The organism is Amycolatopsis jiangsuensis (assembly GCF_014204865.1).
GTDB classification, from domain to species: domain Bacteria; phylum Actinomycetota; class Actinomycetes; order Mycobacteriales; family Pseudonocardiaceae; genus Amycolatopsis; species Amycolatopsis jiangsuensis.
In genome coordinates this window covers 6,370,009-6,391,859 of sequence record NZ_JACHMG010000001.1, presented here as the reverse complement: position 1 = coordinate 6,391,859, position 21,851 = coordinate 6,370,009, and the positions used below count along the sequence as shown (strand labels likewise).

At 71.5% G+C, this 21,851-nt stretch carries 16 protein-coding genes and 1 pseudogene; 10 read left to right on the top strand and 7 right to left on the bottom strand.

What is annotated here, in order from left to right:
• Positions 1–117: 117 nt before the first annotated feature.
• Positions 118–2,076 carry a YhgE/Pip domain-containing protein gene (locus BJY18_RS29135; RefSeq protein WP_184783100.1) on the bottom strand — a complete coding sequence of 653 codons (1,959 nt, stop codon included), beginning with the start codon at positions 2,074–2,076 and terminating at the stop codon, positions 118–120.
• Positions 2,076–4,769 carry an MMPL family transporter gene (locus BJY18_RS29130; RefSeq protein WP_184783099.1) on the bottom strand — a complete coding sequence of 898 codons (2,694 nt, stop codon included), beginning with the start codon at positions 4,767–4,769 and terminating at the stop codon, positions 2,076–2,078. The genes BJY18_RS29135 and BJY18_RS29130 overlap by 1 nt, the downstream gene beginning before the upstream one ends.
• 110 nt (positions 4,770–4,879) lie before the next feature.
• Here BJY18_RS29130 and BJY18_RS29125 point away from each other — a divergent pair, with 110 nt between their 5' ends.
• The gene (locus BJY18_RS29125; RefSeq protein WP_184783098.1) at positions 4,880–5,551 is read left to right on the top strand and encodes a TetR/AcrR family transcriptional regulator; all 672 of its coding nucleotides are present in this window, start codon (positions 4,880–4,882) and stop codon (positions 5,549–5,551) included.
• 16 nt (positions 5,552–5,567) lie between these two features.
• On the opposite strand, the gene BJY18_RS29120 is transcribed toward BJY18_RS29125, so the two are convergent.
• Positions 5,568–6,500, bottom strand: coding sequence for a helix-turn-helix transcriptional regulator (locus BJY18_RS29120; protein WP_184783097.1), 933 nt, complete (start codon positions 6,498–6,500; stop codon positions 5,568–5,570).
• 135 nt (positions 6,501–6,635) lie between these two features.
• Here BJY18_RS29120 and BJY18_RS29115 point away from each other — a divergent pair, with 135 nt between their 5' ends.
• The gene (locus BJY18_RS29115) at positions 6,636–7,589 is read left to right on the top strand and encodes an aldo/keto reductase (RefSeq protein WP_184783096.1); all 954 of its coding nucleotides are present in this window, start codon (positions 6,636–6,638) and stop codon (positions 7,587–7,589) included.
• A gap of 238 nt (positions 7,590–7,827) precedes the next feature.
• Here the strand turns inward: BJY18_RS29115 and BJY18_RS38125 are convergent.
• Positions 7,828–8,043, bottom strand: a pseudogene (locus tag BJY18_RS38125) (TetR/AcrR family transcriptional regulator); the annotation flags it as partial.
• Between the two features lie 415 nt (positions 8,044–8,458).
• Here BJY18_RS38125 and BJY18_RS29105 point away from each other — a divergent pair.
• From BJY18_RS29105 to BJY18_RS29080, 6 genes are all read left to right on the top strand, one after another.
• A complete protein-coding gene (locus BJY18_RS29105) occupies positions 8,459–9,391 on the top strand; it encodes a fumarylacetoacetate hydrolase family protein (protein ID WP_184783094.1) in 933 nt (310 codons plus the stop codon).
• Positions 9,388–11,232, top strand: coding sequence for an acyl-CoA synthetase (locus tag BJY18_RS29100; RefSeq protein WP_184783093.1), 1,845 nt, complete (start codon positions 9,388–9,390; stop codon positions 11,230–11,232). The genes BJY18_RS29105 and BJY18_RS29100 overlap by 4 nt, the downstream gene beginning before the upstream one ends.
• 74 nt (positions 11,233–11,306) lie before the next feature.
• Entirely contained in the window at positions 11,307–12,089 is a 783-nt protein-coding gene (locus BJY18_RS29095; protein ID WP_184783092.1) for a helix-turn-helix transcriptional regulator, read from the top strand.
• Between the two features lie 49 nt (positions 12,090–12,138).
• Positions 12,139–13,254, top strand: coding sequence for a WD40/YVTN/BNR-like repeat-containing protein (locus BJY18_RS29090; protein ID WP_184783091.1), 1,116 nt, complete (start codon positions 12,139–12,141; stop codon positions 13,252–13,254).
• The gene (locus BJY18_RS29085; RefSeq protein ID WP_184783090.1) at positions 13,251–13,553 is read left to right on the top strand and encodes a MoaD/ThiS family protein; all 303 of its coding nucleotides are present in this window, start codon (positions 13,251–13,253) and stop codon (positions 13,551–13,553) included. The genes BJY18_RS29090 and BJY18_RS29085 overlap by 4 nt, the downstream gene beginning before the upstream one ends.
• Positions 13,554–13,579: 26 nt before the next feature.
• On the top strand, positions 13,580–14,107 hold the full coding sequence (locus tag BJY18_RS29080) for an SRPBCC family protein (RefSeq protein ID WP_184783089.1): 528 nt from the start codon (positions 13,580–13,582) through the stop codon (positions 14,105–14,107).
• A 691-nt stretch (positions 14,108–14,798) separates the two neighbouring features.
• Here the strand turns inward: BJY18_RS29080 and BJY18_RS29075 are convergent.
• Positions 14,799–17,015, bottom strand: coding sequence for a protein kinase domain-containing protein (locus BJY18_RS29075; RefSeq protein ID WP_184783088.1), 2,217 nt, complete (start codon positions 17,013–17,015; stop codon positions 14,799–14,801).
• A gap of 174 nt (positions 17,016–17,189) precedes the next feature.
• Here BJY18_RS29075 and eccD point away from each other — a divergent pair, with 174 nt between their 5' ends.
• Positions 17,190–18,566, top strand: a complete 1,377-nt coding sequence (gene eccD, locus BJY18_RS29070; RefSeq protein WP_184783087.1) for a type VII secretion integral membrane protein EccD — start codon at positions 17,190–17,192, stop codon at positions 18,564–18,566.
• Position 18,567: 1 nt separating this feature from the next.
• On the top strand, positions 18,568–19,965 hold the full coding sequence (gene eccB / locus BJY18_RS29065) for a type VII secretion protein EccB (RefSeq protein ID WP_184783086.1): 1,398 nt from the start codon (positions 18,568–18,570) through the stop codon (positions 19,963–19,965).
• A 211-nt stretch (positions 19,966–20,176) separates the two neighbouring features.
• On the opposite strand, the gene BJY18_RS29060 is transcribed toward eccB, so the two are convergent.
• Both BJY18_RS29060 and BJY18_RS29055 read right to left on the bottom strand, forming a co-directional pair.
• A complete protein-coding gene (locus BJY18_RS29060) occupies positions 20,177–21,517 on the bottom strand; it encodes a WXG100 family type VII secretion target (RefSeq protein WP_184783085.1) in 1,341 nt (446 codons plus the stop codon).
• A complete protein-coding gene (locus BJY18_RS29055; protein WP_184783084.1) occupies positions 21,514–21,834 on the bottom strand; it encodes a hypothetical protein in 321 nt (106 codons plus the stop codon). Before BJY18_RS29055 ends, BJY18_RS29060 begins: the two co-directional genes overlap by 4 nt.
• Positions 21,835–21,851: the final 17 nt, after the last annotated feature.

Genomic DNA, 21,851 nt, shown 5'->3' with positions numbered 1-21,851 from the left:
TCTCGCACCTTGGGTAATAAACCTGCCTGAATTGCCCCTTTACCGGGAAGAAGTCACCCGAAATTACACCAACGGTGCGGGCTTGGTTACTTCTCGTGCGCGTGTCCCAGCGCTTGCTCAGGCATGCGCCGGGACCCGCGGCCGGAGACTCTTGCCGGACAGGTACCGGCGCCGGTCGGTGACCAGGATCGAGACGAGCGTGCCGACGAGCAGCCACGCGACCAGTTCGGCGATCCCGGTACCGAGGCCGATGCCGTCGGTGGCCGCGGCCCGCAGTGCGAGCACGGCACCGTGCGTGGGCAGGTAGCCGGCGATCGTGTAGAGCGGGCCGGGCAGGGTGGACACGACGCCGGTCGCTCCGGCCAGCAGCAGCACGGCCAGTGAGGCGATCCGGCCGGCACGGCCGAAGATCGCCGTCGCGGCCTGGTTCAACGCGACGAACGCGGACGCGGCCAGCAGCGAGATCAGCAGGAAACCGACGCTTCCGGCGAACCCCGGTTTCACCACGGGCACGGCGATCGCGGTGATCGCGACCGCGGCCAGCCCGGCCGCGGTGGCACCCGGGATGGCCGCGCGGAGGATGATGCGCCAGGTCGGCTCGCGAGCCGTGAGCACCCCGTCCGGAACGGCCCTGGTGATGATGTAGGTGGCCAGCGCGAGCGCCCACAGGGCGAGCACCGCGAACAGGGTGAGCGCCAGGGTTCCGATCGGGGTGCTGTCGGTGGCGGCGGTGGTCGGGTCCGACGCGACCGTCTTCAGGTGCGCACGCTCGGCGTCGGTGTAGCTGGGCACCTGGCCCCGGCCCTTGTCGAGCTGGGTCGCGAGCTCCTGCGCGCCGTCGTCGACCTTCTTGGTCCCGGTGTCGAGCTGTCCGGCGCCGCTGGACAGCTCGCGCGCACCGGAATCGGCCTGTCGCACGCCTTGGTCCAGCTGACGTGCGCCGTCGGCGGCTTCGGCGATACCCGAAGCGAGCTCACCGGATTTGCCGGCGAGCTGCTCGTTGCCGTCGGCCACCTGGCGGGCTCCGTCGGCGAGAGCCTGGATCGAGTCGCGCGCCCGCACCGCGTTCGCCCGGACGCCGGCCTTGCCCTCATCGATCTTCCCGGCCTCCGCGGTGAACCGTTCCGCAGCCTCCCGGAGCTGACCGCAGAAAGACGACGAACCACCGTTGTCCACGCAGTCCTCGGCAAGCCGGCGGAACTGCCGCGCGGTATCCGCGGCGGAGGGCAACGCGTCGATCGCGGCGATGATCCGGTTCGCCAGCGGTACGACGGTGTCCGCCAGCTTTTCGTTGCCCTGCGCGACCTGGTCAGCGCCGTCGGCCAGCCGGCGGGTCAGCGCGGGAAGCTGCGCGGTGTCCCGTTCCGCCTGCGTCAACCCGGAGGACAGCTGACCGGAACCGCCGGCCAGCTGCCCAGTTCCCTCGGCGAGCTGCGCGGCGCCGGAGGCGAGCCGGCCGGTGGCGTCCTTCAGCTGCGCCGTACCGTCGGCGAGCTGCCCGGCACCGTCCGCGGCTTCGCCGACTTGCTTGTGGATCGTGGTGAACCCGACGTACACATTGTCCAGATAGGTCTCCACGACCTGCTGGCTCAACGTCCGCCGGGTGGCTTGCGCCACGCGTTCGGAAAGGTCGGGATCGCTGACCCCGGCCGCGTTCGAGGTCCGCACGTCCACCTGTGCTTTCCTTGCCGCGAGCGGTTTCCCGGTCGCGGCCGAGGTCGCCCGCGCGGAGAAGTCCGCCGGAATGGTCACGACCGCGGTGTAGCTGCCGTCGGCGAGCCCGGACGCCGCGTCTTCGGCGTCGGTGAGTGCCCAGGTGTAGGCGGAATCGTCGCTGTGGGTGAGGTATCCGGCGAGCTGGCGGCCCAGCGGCAGGGTCTGGCCGTTGACCTGCACCGGCTCGTCGTTGTTGACCACCGCGGCCTTCGCCGTGTCGTGGTTGGCCTCCGGCGTCCAGAACGCCCAGGTGAGCAGCCCCATCACGAGCAGCGGCACGGCGATCAGGCCGGCCCAGCTGCGCCAGGTCAGCGGTCCGGCGGCCAGTGCACGCGCGGAATTGGCGAATGGCTTGAGCATCAGGAGACCTCGGCGGGCTGAGTGGCGGTGAGGGGGTGCAGGCGCGTCGCCCCGGCGGGCAGCAGGTCCCGGACCCGCTCCGGGTCCTGGCAGGTCACCACGAAAGTCACAGGCTCGCCGGAGGCGCTGCGGCGCTCGGCGAGCAAGGCCCGTAGCCGGTCGCGGCTGTCGGGACGCAGTACGAGGTCGACGTCGTCGAGCACCACGAGCCGCGCCTCGCTCTCGAGTGCGGCAGCGACCTCCTCCGCGGCTGGACCGGTGTCCCGGCAGGCAACCACGGCCACGTCACGGCGCAACGCGTGCGCGTGCTGCGGCAGGACCCGGCCGAGCACCTTGAGGTCGCCGGAGAACTTCGTGACCCGCCCGGCGATCGTGTACAGCAGAGCGGTTTTTCCGGAAGCCCCGTGCAGCACGAGCACCCCGCCACGCGGCAGGCTCAGATCGACGCCGGTGAAGACCGCGCGGCCGCGGTCGTCGTCCAGCCGGAGGCCGCGGGCGCTCACCGCCTCGTCGGTCCCCGGCCAGTCGGCCAGGCGCAGCTCGTGCATGAGCGAATCGCCCTCGGCGTCGAACACCGGCAGCGTCCGGTCGAGCTTCGGCGGCAGCCCCCAGGCCCGGCGGCCCAGCAGCGCCAGCACCGCGGGCACCAGCGTCATCCGCACGATGAAGGCGTCCACGAACACCCCGACCGCGAGGCTGAACGCGATCGGCTGGATGGTGGCGCTGCCCTCCGGCACGAACGCGGCGAACACCGCGAACATGATCACCGCGGCCGCGACCACCACCCTGGACGCGGAGACGAACCCGGATTCGATGGCCTGGCGCGGATCACCGCGGTGCACGAAGTCCTCCCGGATCCGGGACACCAGGAACACCTCGTAGTCCATGGCAAGTCCGAAAAGGACACCCATGAGGATGATCGGCAGGAAGCTGATCACACTGCCGGTGTGGGTCACGTTCAGCGCGCCGGCGAGGTGTCCCTGCACGAACACGAACGACGTGGCGCCGAACGCGGCCGCCACCGACAGCAGGTAGCCCACGGTCGCCTTGATCGGCACCCAGATTGACCGGAACACCATGGCCAGCAGGATCAGCGAAAGCCCGACGACGAGGATTCCGAACGGCAGCAGCGCACTGCCCAGCTGCGCGGACACGTCGATGCCGACAGCGGTGATCCCGGTGACCGCGGTCTGCGTGCCGTACGCGTCGAGGAAGTGCTGCTCCTGCCCGCGCAGCAGGGCGACCAACTCGTCGGTCGCCTCGGAATCCGGTGGCGTCTCCGGGATGACCTGGATGATCCCGGTGTCGCCCTTGGGATTCGGCGTGGCCAGCGGCACCGAGGCGACACCGGGCAGCCCGCGGATCTCGTCCGCCATCCGGTTCACCAGCCCGATCGGATCGGTGCTGGTGATGATGTCCGCGGTGACGATGAGCGGGCCGTTGTAGCCGGGGCCGAAGTGCTCGCTCACGACGTCGTAGGTGTCCCGCGCCGTACTGCCGTGTTCCTCGGTTCCGTTGTCCGGCAACGCCAGCCGCAGTCCGGTGGCGGGGATCGCGCAGACCGCCAGCCCGACGACGACGAGCACCACGGTCACCAGCGGCGAGCGCGTCGCGGTGCGCACCCACCAGCGCGCGATCTGCGGCGGGGTGCGGCGGCGCTTCCCGCGCCGCGGCTTCCGCGGCCGCAACCGCTTGCCCGCGAACGACATCAGCGCGGGCACGAGGGTGATCGCGATGCCGACGGCGAGTGCGACGGCGACCGCGGCGGCGACCCCCATCGTGGTGAGGAACGGGATTCCGGCCACGGACAGGCCGAGCAACGCGATCACCACGGTGAGACCGGCGAAGATCACCGCGGATCCGGCGGTGGCCGTGGCGCGGGCGATCGACTCCTCGACCTCGAGCCCGTCCGCGAGCTGGTCGCGGTGCCGCGACAACAGGAACAGGGCGTAGTCGATGCCGACCGCGAGCCCGATCATCACCGCCAGCATCGGTGCGGTCGAGGAGATCGGGATGGCGATCGTGGCGAGATAGATCAGCCCGGCCGCCAGGCCGACACCGAGAATCGCGGTCCCCAGCGGCATCACCGCGGCGATCAGCGACCGGAACATCAGCAGCAGGACGACCAGGGCGATGAGCAGGCCGATTCCCTCGGTGGGGCTGAGTTTCGGCACCCGGTCGGAGAACGCGTCCCCGCCGGAGTGCACCTCCGCGCCGTCGCCGACGCGCGTGGCCAGATCGTGCGCGATCGCGCTGAGCTGTGTCCTGGTCTCCGGCTGGACGGCGGTGAGCTGGACCTTCAGCTGCACGGTGAGCAGCGCCGCGTGTCCGTCACCGGACACCGCGCCTTGCACGGTGCGGTCGAACGGGCTGACCACCGTGGCCACCTGGTCGAGCTTCCCGGCGCGGTCGGCCGCTTCCGCCACCGCCGCGCGCGCCCGGGGCGTGTCGACCTGACCCGGCACCACCAGCACCAGCTGCGCGGACGTGCCGCTCACCTCGGGGAAGACCCGGCCGAGGTGATCGAGCGCGTCCTGGGATTCCGAGCCGGGGATGGCGAACGTGTCGTCGGTGCCCTGGTTGACCAGCACCGCGGCCCCGCCGGCCGCGGCCAGCAGCACCACCCACAGCGCGAGCACCAGCACCCGGGCGCGAGCCGCGGCCCGGCCCAGCCGGTAGAGAAACGACGACACGAGCACTCCTGACCAGGTTGGATACGCGGTGTATCGTAATGCAGTACGTATCCTATGGGCAGTGCATCGCGTCACTCCTCCGGGTGGAAGGCGAAAGTAAGGTGAACGCCATGGCGATCAGCGAGGCGGAGCTGGCCGGTCCGCGGCGGCCGTCCCGGCGGCGGGCGGAGACCCGGCGCAGGGTGATCGAGGCGGCCTACGACGTGTTCGCCGAGCTGGGCATCCGGGACGCGCCGGTCGAGCTGATCTGCGAGCGCGCCGGGTTCACCCGTGGCGCGTTCTACTCGAATTTCGCCAGCAAGGAAGAGCTGTTCCTGGCCCTGTACGAAATCCGCATGCGGGAGCGGGCGCAGCGGCTGCGGGAAGCCGTCGAGCAGACCGTCCGCACAGCCGACCGGGATTCGCCGGGCGTGGTCGACCGGGTCCTGCGCGACGTCGGCATGCTGTTCATGGAGTCGCTGACCGCGGACGTGACGTGGTACCTGCTCAACCTCGAGTTCCGCGCCCAGGCACTGCGGCAGCCGGAACTGCGCGCCCCGACCGCCGCCGCCGAGCGCCGGTTCCACGACGCGCTCACCGACATCCTGCAGACCATGCTGGACCGGCTGGACCTCCGCCTGGGCCTCGACCCCCGCAACGCGATCGTCACCATCGTGGCTCTCTACGAAACCACGCTGGAGCGCGCGATCCTGGACGATCGCCCCGGCCACGTGGACACCAGCTACCTGACCGAGGTACTGCCCCGGCTCTTCACGTCCATGATCGCCACGGACCACCGGTGACGCGCTGCGCCAGGACTTACGGAAGCTCCGCGTGGCCGGCCGGGTCCGGACCGCGGGTTCCGGGCTCGGCCGTCCGGGATGGCGTGGCTGCCCAGCTGGCGAGGAGTTTGAGCCGGTCTTCGGATGCGGTGCCGGGTTCGGCGGTGTAGGTGATCAGGTCGTGCACGGCCCGGCCGGACAGCGGTAGGTCGAGGGACTGGAAGGTCAGTTCCAGGTGCCCGACCTCGGGGTGCCGGAGCCGTTTGATGCCGTCGTGGCGGAGCAGGACGTCGTGCGCGGCCCACTGCTCGCGGAACTCGGGGCTGAGCGTGCACAGCTCACCGATCAGTTCGCGCAGCGCCCGGTCGCGGGACTCGCGCGCGGCCTCGGCGCGCAGCAGCGCGGCTGTGGCGTTGCCGGCGGCGTCCCAATCGACGAAGAAGTCCCGCGCGCCGGGGTCGAGGAAGATGTAGCGGGCGACGTTGGGACGGCCGCGTCGGTCGACGGTGGCGCTGTCGAACATCGGCGCGTACAGGGCTCGGGCCAGGGAGTTGCCGGCGACGACGTCCGTGCGGCCGTTGCGCACGAACGCCGAGGACATCGTCATCGAGTCGAGCAGCCACTGGACCCGGGGCGGCACCTCGACGTCCCGGCGACGCGAGGGCCTGCGGCTCGCGGACCGCGACGATCGGGCCAGGTCGAACAAGTACGTGCGTTCGTCGTCGTCCAGCCGCAGGGCGCGGGCGACCGCATCGAGGACGTCTTCGGACACGCCGCCGATGTGCCCCTTCTCCAGCCGCGTGTACCACTCCGTGCTCACGCCGGCGAGGACAGCGACCTCCTCGCGCCGCAGTCCGGCGACCCGGCGACGGGCACTGGTCGGCAGCCCGACCTGCGCCGGGGTGATCCTGGCGCGCCGGCTGGCAAGGAAGTCCCGGATTTCACCTCGGTTTCCGGGCTGCTGGTCCATGTCGTTCACGGTAGCCGCTGGTCACGACACGAGGGGGGTTGCGTTCATACCCCCCATGAACGCGACCTTCTCCGGTGGCGGCCGGCGCGGTCTGCTGGGGATCGAAGGTCACGACGGAGAACGAAGGCAGGGAACATGACGAGCACGACGGGGACCACGCCGGCGGCGGCACTGGGCACGTGGGCCTGGGGAGACAGCGGCGAGGTGGGCGACGGCTATTTCGGCAGTCAGCTGACCGGCGCCGGCCTGCGAGAGATCGTCGAGAAGGCGCAGTCGAACGGATTCACGCTGTGGGACACCGCGGTGGTGTACGGCATGGGCCGCTCGGAGACGGTCCTCGCCCAAGCGCTGAAAGGCTACGCCCGCAGCGAGTACCAGCTGTCGACGAAGTTCACCCCGCAGATCGCGGGCGACGGCGATGATCCGGTCGCGGACATGCTGGAGCAGAGCCTCGACCGGCTGGGCACGGACTACGTGGATCTGTACTGGATCCACAATACCGCCGACGTGGCCCGGTGGACGCCGCGGCTCATTCCGCTGCTGCAGCGCGGCCGGATCAAACAGGTCGGCGTCTCGAACCACAACCTGGAGGAAATCGCGCTCGCCGATCAGATTCTCGGCGAGGCTGGCTTCCGGGTGGAGGCGGTCCAGAACCACTACAGCCTCCTGTACCGCAGCTCCGAGCGCGCAGGCATTCTCGAGCACTGCCGCGAGCACGACGTGCGGTTCTTCTCCTACATGGTCCTCGAACAGGGGGCGCTGACCGGCAGGTACCACCCGGACCGGCCGTTGCCGGAGGGCAGCAGCCGGGCGGCCGTGTACAACGACATCCTGCCCCAGCTGCAGGCACTGACGGACCGGATGGCGGCGATAGGCGAGGCCCGCGGCGCGTCCGCCGCCGGTGTCGCCACCGCCTGGGCCATCGCCAAGGGGACCACCCCGATCATCGGGGTCACGAAGGCGAGTCACCTCGACGGGCTGGTCCGGGCGCACGGCATCGAGCTCGCCGAAGAGGACATCGCGGAGCTGGAGGCGCTGGCGGACGCCGCGGGCGTCGACACGCGCGGCAGCTGGGAGCACGAGAGGTAGCAGCCGCCGGCGGGCCGGAGGAGACCGGCAGGAAGGAGTCCGCCGCGTCTGACGGCCGATCTCTCCCTCGGCCAGGTACGAAAATCGGTTGAACGACCTGCGCGGCGGTCCCCGGCCGCACGCATCGGCGGTCAGGGGTCGGCCAGCCGGCAGGATCGACGTCGAGCAGGGCGCCGCGACAGAGTTCGGCGGCTTCCCCGGCGGACAGGCCGAGCATCCGGAGCAGGTCTTCGGTCACCTGGTCGATGGCAGCCGCGGCATCGCGACCGGGCAGGCTGCCCAGGCACAGCATCGCGCCCGCCACGGTGACCATGGCCGGCCCCGGGTCGCGCACGGTGAACCGGCCTGCCTCGACCGCGGCCTCGATGTCGCGGCCGGCCCGCGGCCCGAGTTCGCCTGCGTCAGCCCGTTGTTCAGCAAGTACCCGGCTCAGCTCGGGCCGGAGCCGGTGCAGGCGCCCGCTCAGCCGGAAGCTCTGCGCGAACGCGTGCGCCGGATCGGCCAGTCCGCGGTCAGCTCGTCGAGCAGCGCGCCGTAGCGGTCCAGCGCGTCCTCCACCGCGGCCCGGTAGAGCTGTTCCTTGTTCTCGAACAGGTTGCCGAAGGATCCCAGCCCGACGTCGGGCCGCCTGGGTGATATCGAGGATCGCGACGTTCGTGGAGCCCTTGGCGATGCACGCTTGCGCCGCACCCAGCAGCGCCGCGCGGGGGCGCCCTCGCCGCTCCAGCCACCTGCTCAGCCATCCCCCATCCCTTGACTGACGTTCAGATCGTAACTGATGATATCGTCATGTTCAGAGGAAGTGCTGCCGCACCACGTCCGCCGATCGACTCCCACCGCCCTCGCGGCCTGCTGAAAGTTGCTGTGTCATGAGCATTTCCGTACTGCGCACCGCCGACGCCTGGTGGGTTGCCACCCCGTCCGGAGCGGCCGAGGTCGCCACCGGCGCCACGACCACCGCGCAGCTGCTGGCCGACCGGCCGGCGCTCGAAGCCGCGGCGGCGCGCGGCGGTGGCGTCCCGGTCGCGGACCTCGACCTGGTCTCGCCGGTCACCGCGCCGTGCCGGGTGGTCGCCCAGATGACCAACTACGCCTCCCACGTCGAGGACACCGGTGGCAATCCGGCGACCGTGCCGCTGACGTTCTTCCGCAAGACGTCCGGTTCGCTCAGCGGCCCGTACGAGGACGTCCTGCGGCCGGCACACGTACGGCTGCTGGACTACGAGGTGGAGATCGGGCTCGTCATCGGCCGGGAGATCCCGGCGGGCACGCAGCTGAGCGGGCTCGCCGGCCACGTCGCCGGCCTGGTGGTCACGAACGACATCTCCGCGCGTGACCTGCAGCTGCCGCAGACCCAGTTCTACGAAAGCAAGTCCTATCCGACGTTCACCCCGGCCGGGCCCGCGCTCGTGCTGCTGGACGGCGACGAGCTCGACCGGTTCCCCGACCTGCGCCTGCGGCTGAGCGTGAACGGCGAGATCCGCCAGGATCGGACCGCCGCCGACATGATCCACCCGCCCGCCAAGGCGTTGCGCGCGCTCACCCGCTTCCAGCGACTCGACCCCGGCGACCTCATACTGACCGGGACTCCGGCGGGCACGGCGCTGTCCGCCCCGCCGAAACCGGTGGAGCTGATCGGTTCGCTCCTGCCGCCCGCACTCAAGTGGAAGCTCTTTTTCCGGGGCCAGGCAAGGAATCCCCGTTACCTCAAGGACGGTGACGTCATCGAGACCACCGTGGCCACCGACGACGGCGCGATCGATCTGGGCACCCAGCGCACCGTGGTGCGGTGGGCACGATGACCGAGAACCTGCTCTGGCCGCGGTACGCCGGACCCACGGACCTCGCCGGGATCGAAGCCGTGCCACTGGCCGAACGCGGGCTCCCCGGGTCGACCTACGCCCTGCTGTCCAGGGCCGCGGCCACCTGGCCCGACCGGACGGCGATCACCACGCTGCCGGACGCCACACGCTGGCGCGAACCCGCGCACCGCAGGTTCGCCGGACTCCTCGGTGAAGTCCACCGGTACGCGAACCTGTTGCACGAACTCGGTATCCGCCGGGACGACGCGGTCGCGCTGATGTCACCCAACACCGCCGAGCTGGTGCCCGCGACCCTCGCCGCGCAGCTCGCCGGCATCGCGGCACCCCTGAACGGCGGGCTCTCCCGCCCGCACCTCACCGACCTGCTGCGACTCGCGGGCGCGCGCATCCTCATCACCGCCGGTCCCGAGTTGTCCCCCGAGATCTGGGAAACCGCGCACGACCTCGCCCGGGACGGACACCTCGACACCGTGCTGGTACTCCGGCCCACCGGAACCACCGGCGCACCGGCGGAGCTGCCGGCCGTAGCCGGCGTACGGATCGGCTATCTCGGTGAGCTGGCGGCCGGGCAGGACCCGTCCGTTTTCCACGGTGTGCCACCACAGTCCGGCGATCTGGCGGCGTTCTTCCACACCGGCGGCACCACCGGCGCCCCGAAGCTGGCCGCCAACTCCCTGCTCGACGAGGAGTCCGTGCTTTTCGCGGCGCTGCCGCTGTTCCACGTCAACGCACTGATCGTCACTGTTCTCGCGCCGCTGTTCAAAGGCCAGGGCGCGGTCTGGGCCGGCCCGCTGGGCTACCGCGACCTCGCGCTCTACGGACAGTTCTGGAAACTCGTCGAGCACTACCGGATTTCCGCGATGAGCGCGGTGCCGACCGTCTACTCCGTACTCGCCCAGTGCCCGGTCGACGCCGACCTCAGCAGCCTGCGCGTCGCCATGGTCGGAGCTTCTCCCCTACCCGCCGCCGTGCGGGAGAACTTCGAGAGCCACACCGGCATCACGCTCGTCGAGGGATACGGGCTGACCGAGGCGACCTGCGCCAGCGCCCGCGCCTTCCCCGATTCCCCGCGACCGGGCTCGGTCGGCCAGCGACTGCCCTACCAGCGGATGAAAGCCGTGCGGGTCCGGCCCGACGGCAGCTGGGAAGACCTTCCACCCGGCCAGGCGGGCATCCTCGTGATCAGCGGCCCCACCGTGTTCCCCGGCTACGTCACCGGTCACGGCGAGCACGGCCACGTCCTCGACGGGCTGGGCAAGCTTTCCGGCGGCTGGCTCGACACCGGCGACCTCGCGCACCTCGACCCGGACGGTTTCGTGTACCTGGCCGGCCGTGCGAAGGACCTCATCATCCGCGGTGGCCACAACATCGACCCCGCGCAGATCGAGGACGCCCTCCTCGCCCATCCCGAGGTCACGGGGGCCGGAGCGGTGGGGCGGCCGGACATCCACTCCGGAGAAGTGCCCGTCGCCTACGTCACGCTCGCGCCGGGCTCGTCGGTCACCGAACTGCAGCTGCGCGAGTGGGCGCGCGGCAAGGTGCCGGAATCCGCCGCCGCGCCGAAGACCGTGACCGTCCTCGACGCACTGCCGGTCACCGACGTCGGCAAACCGTACAAACCCGCGCTGCGGGCCGACGCGGCTCGCCGCGAACTCACCAAGGCACTGGCGGACGTGGCCGGCGTCGCCGCGATCGAGGTCGAGATCGACCGTGGCTCGGTTCTCGCGGTGGTGGAGACCGCGAGTGAGACCGGTGAATCGGCGGTGAAAACGATCCTGCGCCGCTACGCGATCGACTGGCGCGTGACGCGTACACCGTGACGCGATCGCGCGAGCTCCGAAATTGTCGTAGTGCCCGTTTACCCTGGTCACACAACCTGGCGAGGAGGTGGGCAATGCGGGAGGCGGTACTCGAGGCGGCGAGGTTCCTCGCCGCGGGAGCCACGACGGAGCTGCGGCTCGGCGACGTGGCCGACCATGTCGGCTACAGCCCGTTCCACCTGGCGCGCGCGTTCGAGCGGCAGGTTGGCATGCCGCCGGGGAAGTTCCTTGCCGCACAGCGGTTCCAGCTCGCCAAGCGGTTACTGCTGGAAAGCGACGAGAAGGTCGTGGACGTGTGCAACGCGGTGGGTTTCTGCGCGGCCGGCACGTTCACCACCCGGTTCACCGCGGCCGTCGGGATCGGTCCGCAGCAGTTCCGGATGCTGCCGAAGCTGCTCGGCGACCATCCGCCAAGGCCGGTCCACGTGCCGGGCCCGATCGCGGGCGGCGGCGTGGTCACCGGGCGGGCGTGGCTGAGCCCTGCCGCGGTCATGGCGCTCGACGGTGCGCCGGCGGTGTACGTCGGGCTGTTCCCCCGGCAGGCGGCACAGGGCGTCCCGGTCAGCGGCGCGCTGCTCGACGAGCGGCAGGAGTTCACGTTGGCCGGGGCCCCGCCCGGCAGTTACCGGCTGATGGCCTGCGCGCTGCCTGCCCGGGGCAGCCCGCGTGACCAGCTCGTCCCGCCGGTGCAGGTGGTCGGCGTGCACCCGGAGCCGGTGTGGATCCGGCCGCGCCCGGCCGCGCCACAGCGGCGGACGGTCCGGCTGGACCTCGCGCCACCGTGGACGCCGCCGGTGCTCGTGGCGCTGCCGCCCCTGGCGTCGGCGGAAGCGCAAGAACGGAGAAGAAGCCGGTGACCTGCGTGGCTAGGTTGACTCCCGGTGACACTGAACACGGGGAGTCATGATGTCCGGAGTACGGGTACTGGTCGGCACACGCAAGGGCGCGTTCGTCCTCACCTCCGACGGCGGCCGCGCCGAATGGCAGGTCGAGGGCCCGCACTTCGGTGGCTGGGAGGTCTACCACGTGGCCGGCTCGCCCGCCGATCCCGACCGGCTGTACGCCTCGCAGTCCACGTCGTGGTTCGGGCAGCTCATCCAGCGTTCCGACGACGGCGGCCGCACCTGGCACCAGGTCGACCACGACTTCGGCTACGAGGGCGGAGCGGGCGAGCACCTGTGGTACGACGGCACGCCGAAGCCGTGGGAGTTCACCCGGATCTGGCATCTGGAGCCCTCGCCCACCGACCCGGACACCGTGTACGCGGGCGCGCAGGACGCGGCGCTGTACCGCAGCACCGACGGCGGCAAGAGCTGGGGCGAGCTGACCGCGCTGCGCAAGCACACCTCCGGCCCGCGCTGGCAGCCCGGCGCGGGCGGGCTGTGCCTGCACACGATCATCCTCGACCCCCGTGATCCGGCGCGGATCTTCACCGCGATCTCCGCCGCCGGCGCGTTCCGCAGCGACGACAACGGGCAGTCGTGGCAGCCGATCAACCGCGGTCTGCGCTCCGAGGGCATCCCGGACCCGGCCGCCGAGGTCGGGCACTGCGTGCACCGGATCGCCCAGCACCCCGCGCGGCCGGACGTGCTGTTCATGCAGAAGCACTGGGACGTGATGCGTTCGGACGACGCCGGGGATTCGTGGCGGGAGATCAGCGGCAACCTGCCCAGCGATTTCGGCTTCCCGATCGCCGTGCACCCGCACGAACCGGAGACGATCTACGTGGTGCCGATCCACAGCGATTCGGAGCACTATCCGCCGGAGGGCAAGCTGCGGGTGTACCGCAGCCGCTCGGGCGGCGGGGAGTGGGAGGCGCTCACCACCGGGCTGCCGCAGCGCGACTGCTACGTGAACATCCTGCGTGACGCGATGGCCGTCGACTCCCTCGACGAGGCCGGGGTCTACTTCGGCACCACCGGCGGTCAGGTCTACGTGTCCCCCGATTCGGGCGAGCGCTGGACGCCGATCGTGCGAGACCTGCCCCCGGTCTACTCGGTCGAGGTGCAGACGCTGCGATGACCACCGTCCGCGTCAAGCTGCCCACCCACCTGCGCACGCTGGCCAAGGTCGGCGGGGAGGTCGAGCTGGCGGTCGGCGAGCCACCCACGCAACGCACGCTGCTCGACGCGCTGGAGCAGCGTTATCCGATGCTGCGCGGCACGGTGCGCGACACCGGCACCGGCAGGCGCCGCGCGTACGTCCGGTTCTTCGCCTGTGAGACCGACCTGTCGAACAGCTCCCCGGACGCCCCGTTGCCCACCGCCGTCACCACCGGCGCGGAGCCGTTCCTGATCGTCGGCGCGATGGCCGGCGGCTGAGAACCTTTGTGCCGAAGGGAATCCGCATGCCCGATCAGTCCACAGTGGAGCATGTCAACGCCACGCTGACCGTCGCCGCTTCCGCCACGTCGGTCTTCGCGATCCTGGCGGACCCGACGACCCACGCTGCGATCGACGGCACCGGCTGGGTGCAGCAGGCCCTCGACCCGGCACCGCTGACCGAGCCGGACCAGATCTTCCGGATGAACATGTACCACGCCAACCACCCGGACGGTGCCTACCGGACGATCAACCGGGTCGAGCTGTTCGACGCGCCGCAAATCATCAGCTGGCTACCAGGCTATGAAAAGGACGACGGCCAACTGGACTTCGGCGGCTGGAGCTGGCGCTACGACCTCGTACCCCACGACCCGGCCACAACCGAGGTCACGCTCACCTACGACTGGTCCGCAGTCCCGCAACCCATCCGGGAGTACCTCCGTTTCCCGCCGTTCTCCCCCGGCCACCTGACCGCCTCACTGCACCACTTGGCCGAACTCGCCACACGACCGCCCCAGCCCAGCACCTCCGGCCGGCCCGCGCTCCCGCGGTAACCCCCGGCGCGCACCTCAGTCACGTCTGCCTCGCCTACCGCCGCTGCTCCTCCGGCCTCTTCGGCGCGCGTGGTGCCCTGCTTGCCCCTCTTTCCCTCGGCACCGGGGAGCCAGCGGTAACACCCGCCACGCACCTCAACCAAGGCCGCTCACCCCCGCCGCTGCTGCGGCCTACCCGCGCTCCTGCCGCCGCTCTCGCCCCTCTTCTGCCGCTCGGCACCCGGAAGCCAGCGGTAACACCCGCTACGTACCTGACCCACGCCCGCCTGCCTCGCCTACCCCTCCTGCTCCCCGGGCCCTTGGCGCACCAGCTGCCCCGCTTGCCTCTCCGTCCCGGCAACCGACCTACGCAGCAAACTCCACTCCCCGGCAACACATTCACTCCCGCAACCCACCCGGCCGGACGCAGCTCCACCACGATGTCCCTCCACCACGACAACCCTCCGCCGCAGCAGACTTCCAGCCCAGTAATCCATCCACACAGCGGAACTTCCGGCCCGGCAACCACCCAGCCCACCACCCACCCGGCGCGCCGCCAACCCGCCAACCCGGCAACCCGGCAACCCGGCAACCCGGCAACCCGGCAACCCGGCAACCCGGCAACCCGGCCGAGGATCCGGCATCAGCGGCCGATCTGCCACCGTTGTTCCCCCGTCGGTCCCGTGTCGCGGTGGTGAAGCCGGGCGCTGGTTCAGCGGTGGCAGGTCGCGCCGCGGATGGCTTGCGGTTCGCTGTGGTAGACGGCCTGGCTGTCGGTCGCCTGTACCTCGAAGCAGTAGCGTCGGAGCGGGTCGACCGGGACCGTCAGGCTGTGTTGGCGCTGCGCGAGCACCGCGCGGTTCGGTTCGCCTTCGGGGGCGACGATCACCGCGTAGTCGACCGTGTCGGAACTGCTGGTCCAGGTGAGCGTGACCTGTTTGCCGTGATCGGCGGGCTGCTCCAGCCGGACGTCGACCGCCGGGGAAGCAGCCGCCGAGGACGGCGCGGGTGGGGGCGTCCGCGCCGTGGTGGTGAGGTCGTCGGAGCCTCCGCTGAGCACCATGGCCAGCCCCACCCCGACCACCGCCACCAGCACGATCCCCCCGACGACGAAGTCCGGCCGCACCCGCCGCCCGCCCCGCGTCTCCTGCGGGACGCGCTGGGTGCCCGGCTCCGCGGCCGCTCCGTCCGGCCCGGGCACCTCGGAACCCGCAGCTCCACTCCGCGGCGCACCAGGGAACTGTCCTTCCGGGGCCTGCGAGGCAGGAGTTCCGGGGTACTTCACCGCGTCCCACGCAGGCGAGTCCTCCGAAGCCCCGGCCCCCTCCGGCGCGCCATGCCCAGCGGAGTTCCCGGGATGCCCAGCCCCACCCCACGCACCCGAAGCGGGCTGTGGCCCCGCGTACCCCGGCCCCCGCGGCCCAGCGGGCAACTCCGCGACCGCCGACGCGGGCAGTGCGGCGGCCGGCGACACTTCCGCGAAGTCGCCCTCCGCGCCCAGCTCCGGGACTCCCTCCTCCGCCGCCAGCGCCGCGAAGTCGTCCGCCGCGCCCAACTCCGTGAAGTCGTCCGCCGCGCTCAGGTCCCCGAAGTCGTCGAAGGCCGCTTCTTCCGCTGCTGCCTGGGAATCCCCGGGAACAGGCCGAACGTCCGGCGACGCAGGCTCCGCCAGTGCCGGCGGCACAGCACCTACCGCCCCCGAAGCCGGTGGAACCGGATCCACGTGTCCCGGCGACTCGGAGGCCGCTGCCACAGACCCCGGTGGCAGCGAAACCGGCGCCCCGGACTCCTGCTGCGAACCCCCCGCCGATACAGATTCTGCGGACGCAGGCACTCGGGACACAGATTCCGCAGGCCCGGCTCCAGCGGACGCAGTCCCCACAGATCCGGACCCACCAGACGCGGCTTCTGCAGCCCCTGACCCCAGTCCGGTCTCCGGGGACGCCATCCCCGGAGCTTCGGAATCCGAGGAGGAAGCCCCTCCGAACACCGACCCCGGGCCCACTGACACCGAGTCCATCGGTCCCGGCGGCACCGCCCCCGGCCCCGCCAGCCCAGGCCCCGCCGGTCCCATCGCCCCGGGCCCCGCCAGCCCTATCGGCCCCGGCCCCACCGGAAGCCCCGCCCCCGCCGATCCCGGGGCGGACATGGCTGACGAAAGCCGGGCAATCATCTCGCCGAGGCGGGCGGCTACCCAGGCCGCGTCGGCGGGGCGGTGGGCCGGGTCCGGAGCCAGCAGGCGTCCGACCACTGTGGACAGTTCCACCGGTACGCCCGGTTCGTGGATGGCCGGTACCGGGGTGCGCAGCAGGCGCAGCACGCGTTCACCCACCGGTTCGCCCAGGTGGCTCGGCAGCGGGTGGCGGCCGGTCAGCACGACGTGCAGCAGGGCGCCCAGACCGTAGAGATCGCTGCGCTCGTCCAGGGTCTGGGTGCGCAGCGTCTCCGGCGCCAGATACTCCAGGGACTCCACCGGGTCGCGCGGGAACGCCTGGCGCAGCGCGATCCCGAAGTCCGCCAGCACCGGCTGGCCGGACGAGCGGAACAGCACGTTCGACGGCTTCACCCCGCCGTGTACCACGCCGGCGGCGTGGGCTCCGGCCAGCGCCGTGGCCACCGCGTGGCCCAGGACCACCGTGTCCATCGGTCCCAGGCGACCCACCCGGGACAGCAGGGCGGCCAGCGACTGCGGGCACAGCTCCATCCGCAGCGCGTGCCTGCCGTCGGGCAGCCGGTCGATGCCGTGCACCGGCAGCACCGAGCCCACTTCGCGAAGGCGACCGCGTTGCTTATCCACTGTGGACAGAGTGGAACGGTCGAACCGCGAGGGGAACACTTTGAGCGCCACCGGAAGACCGCGATGCAGTCCGGAGTAGACAGTGGCGACCGGACCGCTGCCGAGTGGGGTCCAGCCGCTGGAGGAGGCCACTGGGTTCTCCCGCCCCGCCGAATCGCCTCGCACGCCTGACCTCCGTGTCCGCTAGCTGCCGACCCCGTTCCACCAGCGTGGCCGGGCCCCCATCGTAGGAGAAGTCCGAGCCGTGCGCGGCCGTCCCGGCAGGTTGCTGCCGCCGCGGCACATCTGGCGAGAGGAAGACCCGCAATGCCCACCATCGGCCTCGTCCGGGTGACGGTGGCGGCACCGGCCCGCCGCGTCGATCTGACCCTGCCGGAACGGTCCCCGATCGCCGAGCTGCTGCCCGGCCTGCTCCAGCACGCCGGGGAACAGCTGGCCGACCAGGGGGTGGCCCACGGCGGCTGGGTGCTCCGCCGCGCGGACGGCACCACCCTCGACGGCGCCGGCACGCTGTCCTCGCACCACGTACTCGACGGCGAGGTGCTCAACCTCGTCCCGGCACGCACCGAATGGCCCGAACTCGAGTACGACGACCTGGTCGCCGCGATCGCGGCCGGAGCGGAACGAGCCGGCAGCGCGTGGGAACCGGCGCACACCCGCCGGGCCGGACTCGTCGCGGGAGGGGCGGCTGCGCTGCTGGCGCTCGTCGCGGTCCTCACCGCCGGGCCGCCGTGGCCCGGCCCGGCCGCCTGCGCGCTCGGTGGCGCCGCGCTGCTGCTCGTCGCGGGCGTCGCGCTGGCCCGGGCGGCGGGCGACGCCGGGGCGGGCGCGATCCTCGGCGCGATCGCGTTGCCGTTCGCCTTCGCCGGCGGAGGGTTGCTCTTCGCCGCCGACCGGTCGCTCACCGGGCTCGGTGCACCCCAGCTGATCGCGGCCGGGGCGGCTTTGCTGCTCGCGGCGGTGCTCGGCCTGCTCGGCGTCGTCGAACGTCCGGCTCTGTTCATCGCCGGCGCCACGACCGGGCTCCTGACCGTGCTCGGCGGCTGGCTGGCGACGATGGGCCAGATCGGCGGCACGGGAGCGGCCGCGATCGTCGCGGGCGCCGTGCTCGTCTTTTCCCCGCTGCTCGCCCCGCTGTCCATCCGCGCCGCACGGATGCCGATTCCGGTGCTGCCGCGAGGCACGGCCGACCTCCTGCGCGACGAGCCCCAGCCGCCGCGCGCCGCCGTGTACGCCACCGTCGTGCGCGCCGACGGTCTGCTCACCGGTCTCATCTGCGGGCTCGTCCTGACTGTCGTCCCGGCGAACTTCCTGCTGGTTCGCGACGGTGGAACCGCCGAGCTGGTGGTCACGGGGCTGCTCACCGCGGGGTTCACTCTGCGTGCCAGGTTGCACCCGGTGCTGGTGCAGCGAATCGCTCTGCTGGTCGCCGCCGGATCCGGTGCGGCCGCGTTGACGCTCGGGCCGCTTCTCGCTGCCGGACCGCTGCGAGCCGCTTACCCGGTCCTGTTGGGACTGTCCACAGTGATCGTTTTGGTCGGACTCCGTCACAGTACCCACGAGTCGAGTCCGCGGTGGGGCCGCTACGCCGAACTTCTGGAGGTCGCGGTCGTGCTGGCCGTGATCCCGGTGGTGTGTGCGGTACTCGGGCTGTACGGCTACCTGCGCGGGCTGGGAGGTTGACGTGGCCACCGCACGTGATCGGCTCCAAGCCCACCAATTCCTGCTGCAGCGCACGGTGTCCGCACTGGTGACCAGGGAAACCGACCCGGAACAGCCACCGTTCCGGCTTCCCTCAGGCGCGGCCGTCGGCGGGGTCGTGCTCGCAGTCATCGGTCTCGCCGCAGCCGGCGTGTACGGACTACTCTCCCCTGGTGGCGACCGCAGCTGGCAGGACGGCAAATCCGTGGTGGTGGAAAAGGAAACCGGGACCCGCTACGTCTACCTCAACGGCAAACTCGACCCAGTGGCGAACTACGCGTCCGCGCTGCTGGCTCTCGGCACACACGCGCCTACAGCGTCGGTGTCGGCCAATTCGCTCGCCGGCGTTCCGCGCGGCCCGCGGATCGGCATCCAGGACGCGCCGGACGCCCTTCCCGGCGCGGACCGCGTGCTCACCGGTGGCTGGACGCTGTGCTCCCAGCCCGGCACCGACCTCGCCGGCGCGAGCACCTACCGGTCGGCCTTGTTCACCGGCCACCAACCGCCCGGCGGAACTCCGCTCGGCGAGCGCGGACTGCTCGTGCGTACGCCGGAAAGTGGTGACGAATACCTGGTGTCCGGCGGGTACCGGCACCGGATCGCAGCCGAGGACGCGGTCACCGTCGGGCTGGCGCTGGGGTCGGCTCCAGTCAGCCGGGTCGGCGCCGCGGTCGTCGACGTGCTTCCCGAGGGCGCTCCGGTACTGCCGATCCCGGTGCCCGACGCGGGAAAGCCGTCGCAGGCGGTGCCCGGACGCCCGGACGTACTGGCCGGGCAGCTGCTCGCCCTGGAAAATCAGCACTACCTGGCGGAAAGTGGGCAGCTTCGACCGATTTCCCCACTGGAGTACGAGATCCAGCGCGCCTACCGCCCGACCACCGTGGCCTATGGCGGCGCGGAACCGTTCCCGGTACGGCTCAGCCCGATCGAGCTGAGCGGCGCGAAGGTCGCCGATCGCCCGGCGAAGTCCGGCCGGGACCTGCCCTCGGCGCGGCCGGAATTCGCCCCGGCCGTGGACGACCATGTCTGCCTGGCCTTCGACCCGGCGTCGTTCGTGCCCCGGGTGAGCGTGGACGCCGTCCTCCCCGAACCGGCGACGACCACCGCGGGCCGCACCACCGGCGGCGTCGCCCTGGCCGACCAGGTCGTGGTGCCGCCAGGGACGGCGGCGGTCGTCGAAGTCCTGGCGAGCGAACGCGCTCCGGCCGGCACCTACGCCGTGGTGACCGATCTGGGCCGGGCCTACCCGCTGGGCAGCGCGGACGTGCTGGGATATCTGGGATACACCGGGATCCGACCGGTCCGCATACCGGCCGCGCTGATGGCCCGGGTACCGCAGGGACCAGGACTGGACCACGACGCGGCGATGCGGCAGTGGTGACGGCGGACGCATGAACCACAACGGCGATGCGGCAGTGGTAACAGCAGGCGCGTGAACCACAACGGCGGCACGGCAATACTGACCGCAAACACGCGAACCACAACGACGACACCGCGAAGGTACCGCCGCTGTGGCATTCCGCAGGATTCCGCGCCCTGGCGGGAAAGAAGCGGCACCACCGGGCGGGCCGGTGGTGCCGCTGCGCATGTGCTCAGCGCGTGGGACGGCGTGGCCGGGTGGGCTGATCGAGTGCGCTCGCGCCCGATTCGTCTACCTGCCACAGGTCCTCTGCGAGAAATTCGACCTTGCCACCGTCGTCGGCACGGTCTCGGCGTGCCGTACGGGCCAGCGGGGCGAAGGCTGCCGGATCGGTCCGGCCAGATTTGCCGCGCAGTGCCGCGGGCAGGCCCGGCGGAGCGGTGCGGCGGGCACCTCGGCCGGCCGGTACGTGGTGCACTGCACCGGAACCCGGCGCTCCACCGCCACCGCCTGCCGCGCCGGCCAGCCCGGACATCGGCGTCATCGGCATGCCACCACCACTGCTGCCGCCGGGTGGGCGGGGCGGCGGGACCTCCTCGACCCTCGGGGCCTCGCCGCTGGTGGGCACGGTGGTCTGTTGTGTCACCGGGAACGCCGCCTGCGGGAGCTGTTTCGCACCGCCGCCCAGCTTCACCCCGGGCACGCCGCCGAACCCGCCGCCCAGCCCACCGATGCCGCCGAGCCCGGGCATCGGCATCGCGAGCCCGCCGGGCAGCGACGGCGCGGGACCGGCCGGCAGCGGCGGGAGGGTCGGTGGCGCGATCGGTGCCGGCGCGCTCCCCAGCCCGGACAACGACGGGTCGCCGCTGCCCGGATCCGGTACCAGTGACTCGTCCCCGGGCAGCTGGGTGTCCGAACCATCCGATGCGTCACCGCCCGATGCGTCATCACCCGACTCGCCACCGGACTGCTCGCCCTGGTCGCCACCCGCCTGATCACCGCCGGATGAGGAGCCACCGCCACTCGCGGAACCTCCCTGCTGACCACCGCCCGAAGAGCGACCACCAGACGAAGTGGTCGACGAACCGCCGCCGCCGAGCGGACCGCTCCAGTCGTTGCCCTTGGTGTTCCGGACGGCCTCGGTGGCGGTCCGGAACTGCTCGGCGAGCTGATCCAGCCGCTGCCCGCCCAGCTGCCCCAGCTGCTCCATGAACAGGGCCGCGACCAGCGGGTTCTGCTGCATCAACTGGGTCATCTGCTGGAACCACTGCCCGGTACTGGTGATCGCCCCGGAAAGCTGCCCGAGCGCCTGTACCGTCTGGTCGATCCCAGTCGTCCACGAGTCGATGTCCGCGCGGCTGCGTCCGCCGCGCTGCTGCAGCTGCCCGCCCGCCTCGTCGGTCCACTCCGGTTCGAGTGCCTTGAGGTGTTGTTGCAGCGACGACGAAGCGCCGGTGAGCTGGGTCTTCGCCTGCTTCCACATCTCGGCGGCCTGCTGCGCGACCCCGGCCAGCGGCGCGGTCGCTGCCATCATCTGTGCCTGCTGGGGGAACGCCGTCCCGCTGTAACTCATCGCGGAACCCCCGGTTTCACCGGCGAGAGGTCCCCCGCCTTCGCGATCGGGGACTTCCCGGACTGATCGGCCCGCAGATAGTCGTCAGCGGATGTGCGGGCGATCGAGGCGTACGCCCCGAAGCCCTTCTTGACGTTCTCGAGGAACTTCTGCACCTCCTGCGCGGACTGCTGCTCGGCCTGCGCGAACGCGGCACCCTCCGGCATACCGCCACTCGCGCCGGTCGCACCCGCACTGCCACCACCCAGTCCGCCCGTCGGGGGCTGGGGGTTGAACTTCATCATCGCATCGGTGATCCCGCTCAGTTCCTGTGCCATTTTCCGCCTCCTTACGA

What these genes read in the sequence shown, in the direction of transcription:
- BJY18_RS29135 (WP_184783100.1), bottom strand. Translation starts at nt 2,076, where the DNA reads ATGCTCAAGCCATTCGCCAATTCCGCGCGTGCACTGGCCGCCGGACCG.
- BJY18_RS29125 (WP_184783098.1), top strand. Translation starts at nt 4,880, where the DNA reads ATGGCGATCAGCGAGGCGGAGCTGGCCGGTCCGCGGCGGCCGTCCCGG.
- BJY18_RS29120 (WP_184783097.1), bottom strand. Translation starts at nt 6,500, where the DNA reads ATGGACCAGCAGCCCGGAAACCGAGGTGAAATCCGGGACTTCCTTGCC.
- BJY18_RS29115 (WP_184783096.1), top strand. Translation starts at nt 6,636, where the DNA reads ATGACGAGCACGACGGGGACCACGCCGGCGGCGGCACTGGGCACGTGG.
- BJY18_RS29105 (WP_184783094.1), top strand. Translation starts at nt 8,459, where the DNA reads ATGAGCATTTCCGTACTGCGCACCGCCGACGCCTGGTGGGTTGCCACC.
- BJY18_RS29100 (WP_184783093.1), top strand. Translation starts at nt 9,388, where the DNA reads ATGACCGAGAACCTGCTCTGGCCGCGGTACGCCGGACCCACGGACCTC.
- BJY18_RS29095 (WP_184783092.1), top strand. Translation starts at nt 11,307, where the DNA reads ATGCGGGAGGCGGTACTCGAGGCGGCGAGGTTCCTCGCCGCGGGAGCC.
- BJY18_RS29090 (WP_184783091.1), top strand. Translation starts at nt 12,139, where the DNA reads ATGTCCGGAGTACGGGTACTGGTCGGCACACGCAAGGGCGCGTTCGTC.
- BJY18_RS29085 (WP_184783090.1), top strand. Translation starts at nt 13,251, where the DNA reads ATGACCACCGTCCGCGTCAAGCTGCCCACCCACCTGCGCACGCTGGCC.
- BJY18_RS29080 (WP_184783089.1), top strand. Translation starts at nt 13,580, where the DNA reads ATGCCCGATCAGTCCACAGTGGAGCATGTCAACGCCACGCTGACCGTC.
- eccD (WP_184783087.1), top strand. Translation starts at nt 17,190, where the DNA reads ATGCCCACCATCGGCCTCGTCCGGGTGACGGTGGCGGCACCGGCCCGC.
- BJY18_RS29060 (WP_184783085.1), bottom strand. Translation starts at nt 21,517, where the DNA reads ATGAGTTACAGCGGGACGGCGTTCCCCCAGCAGGCACAGATGATGGCA.
- BJY18_RS29055 (WP_184783084.1), bottom strand. Translation starts at nt 21,834, where the DNA reads ATGGCACAGGAACTGAGCGGGATCACCGATGCGATGATGAAGTTCAAC.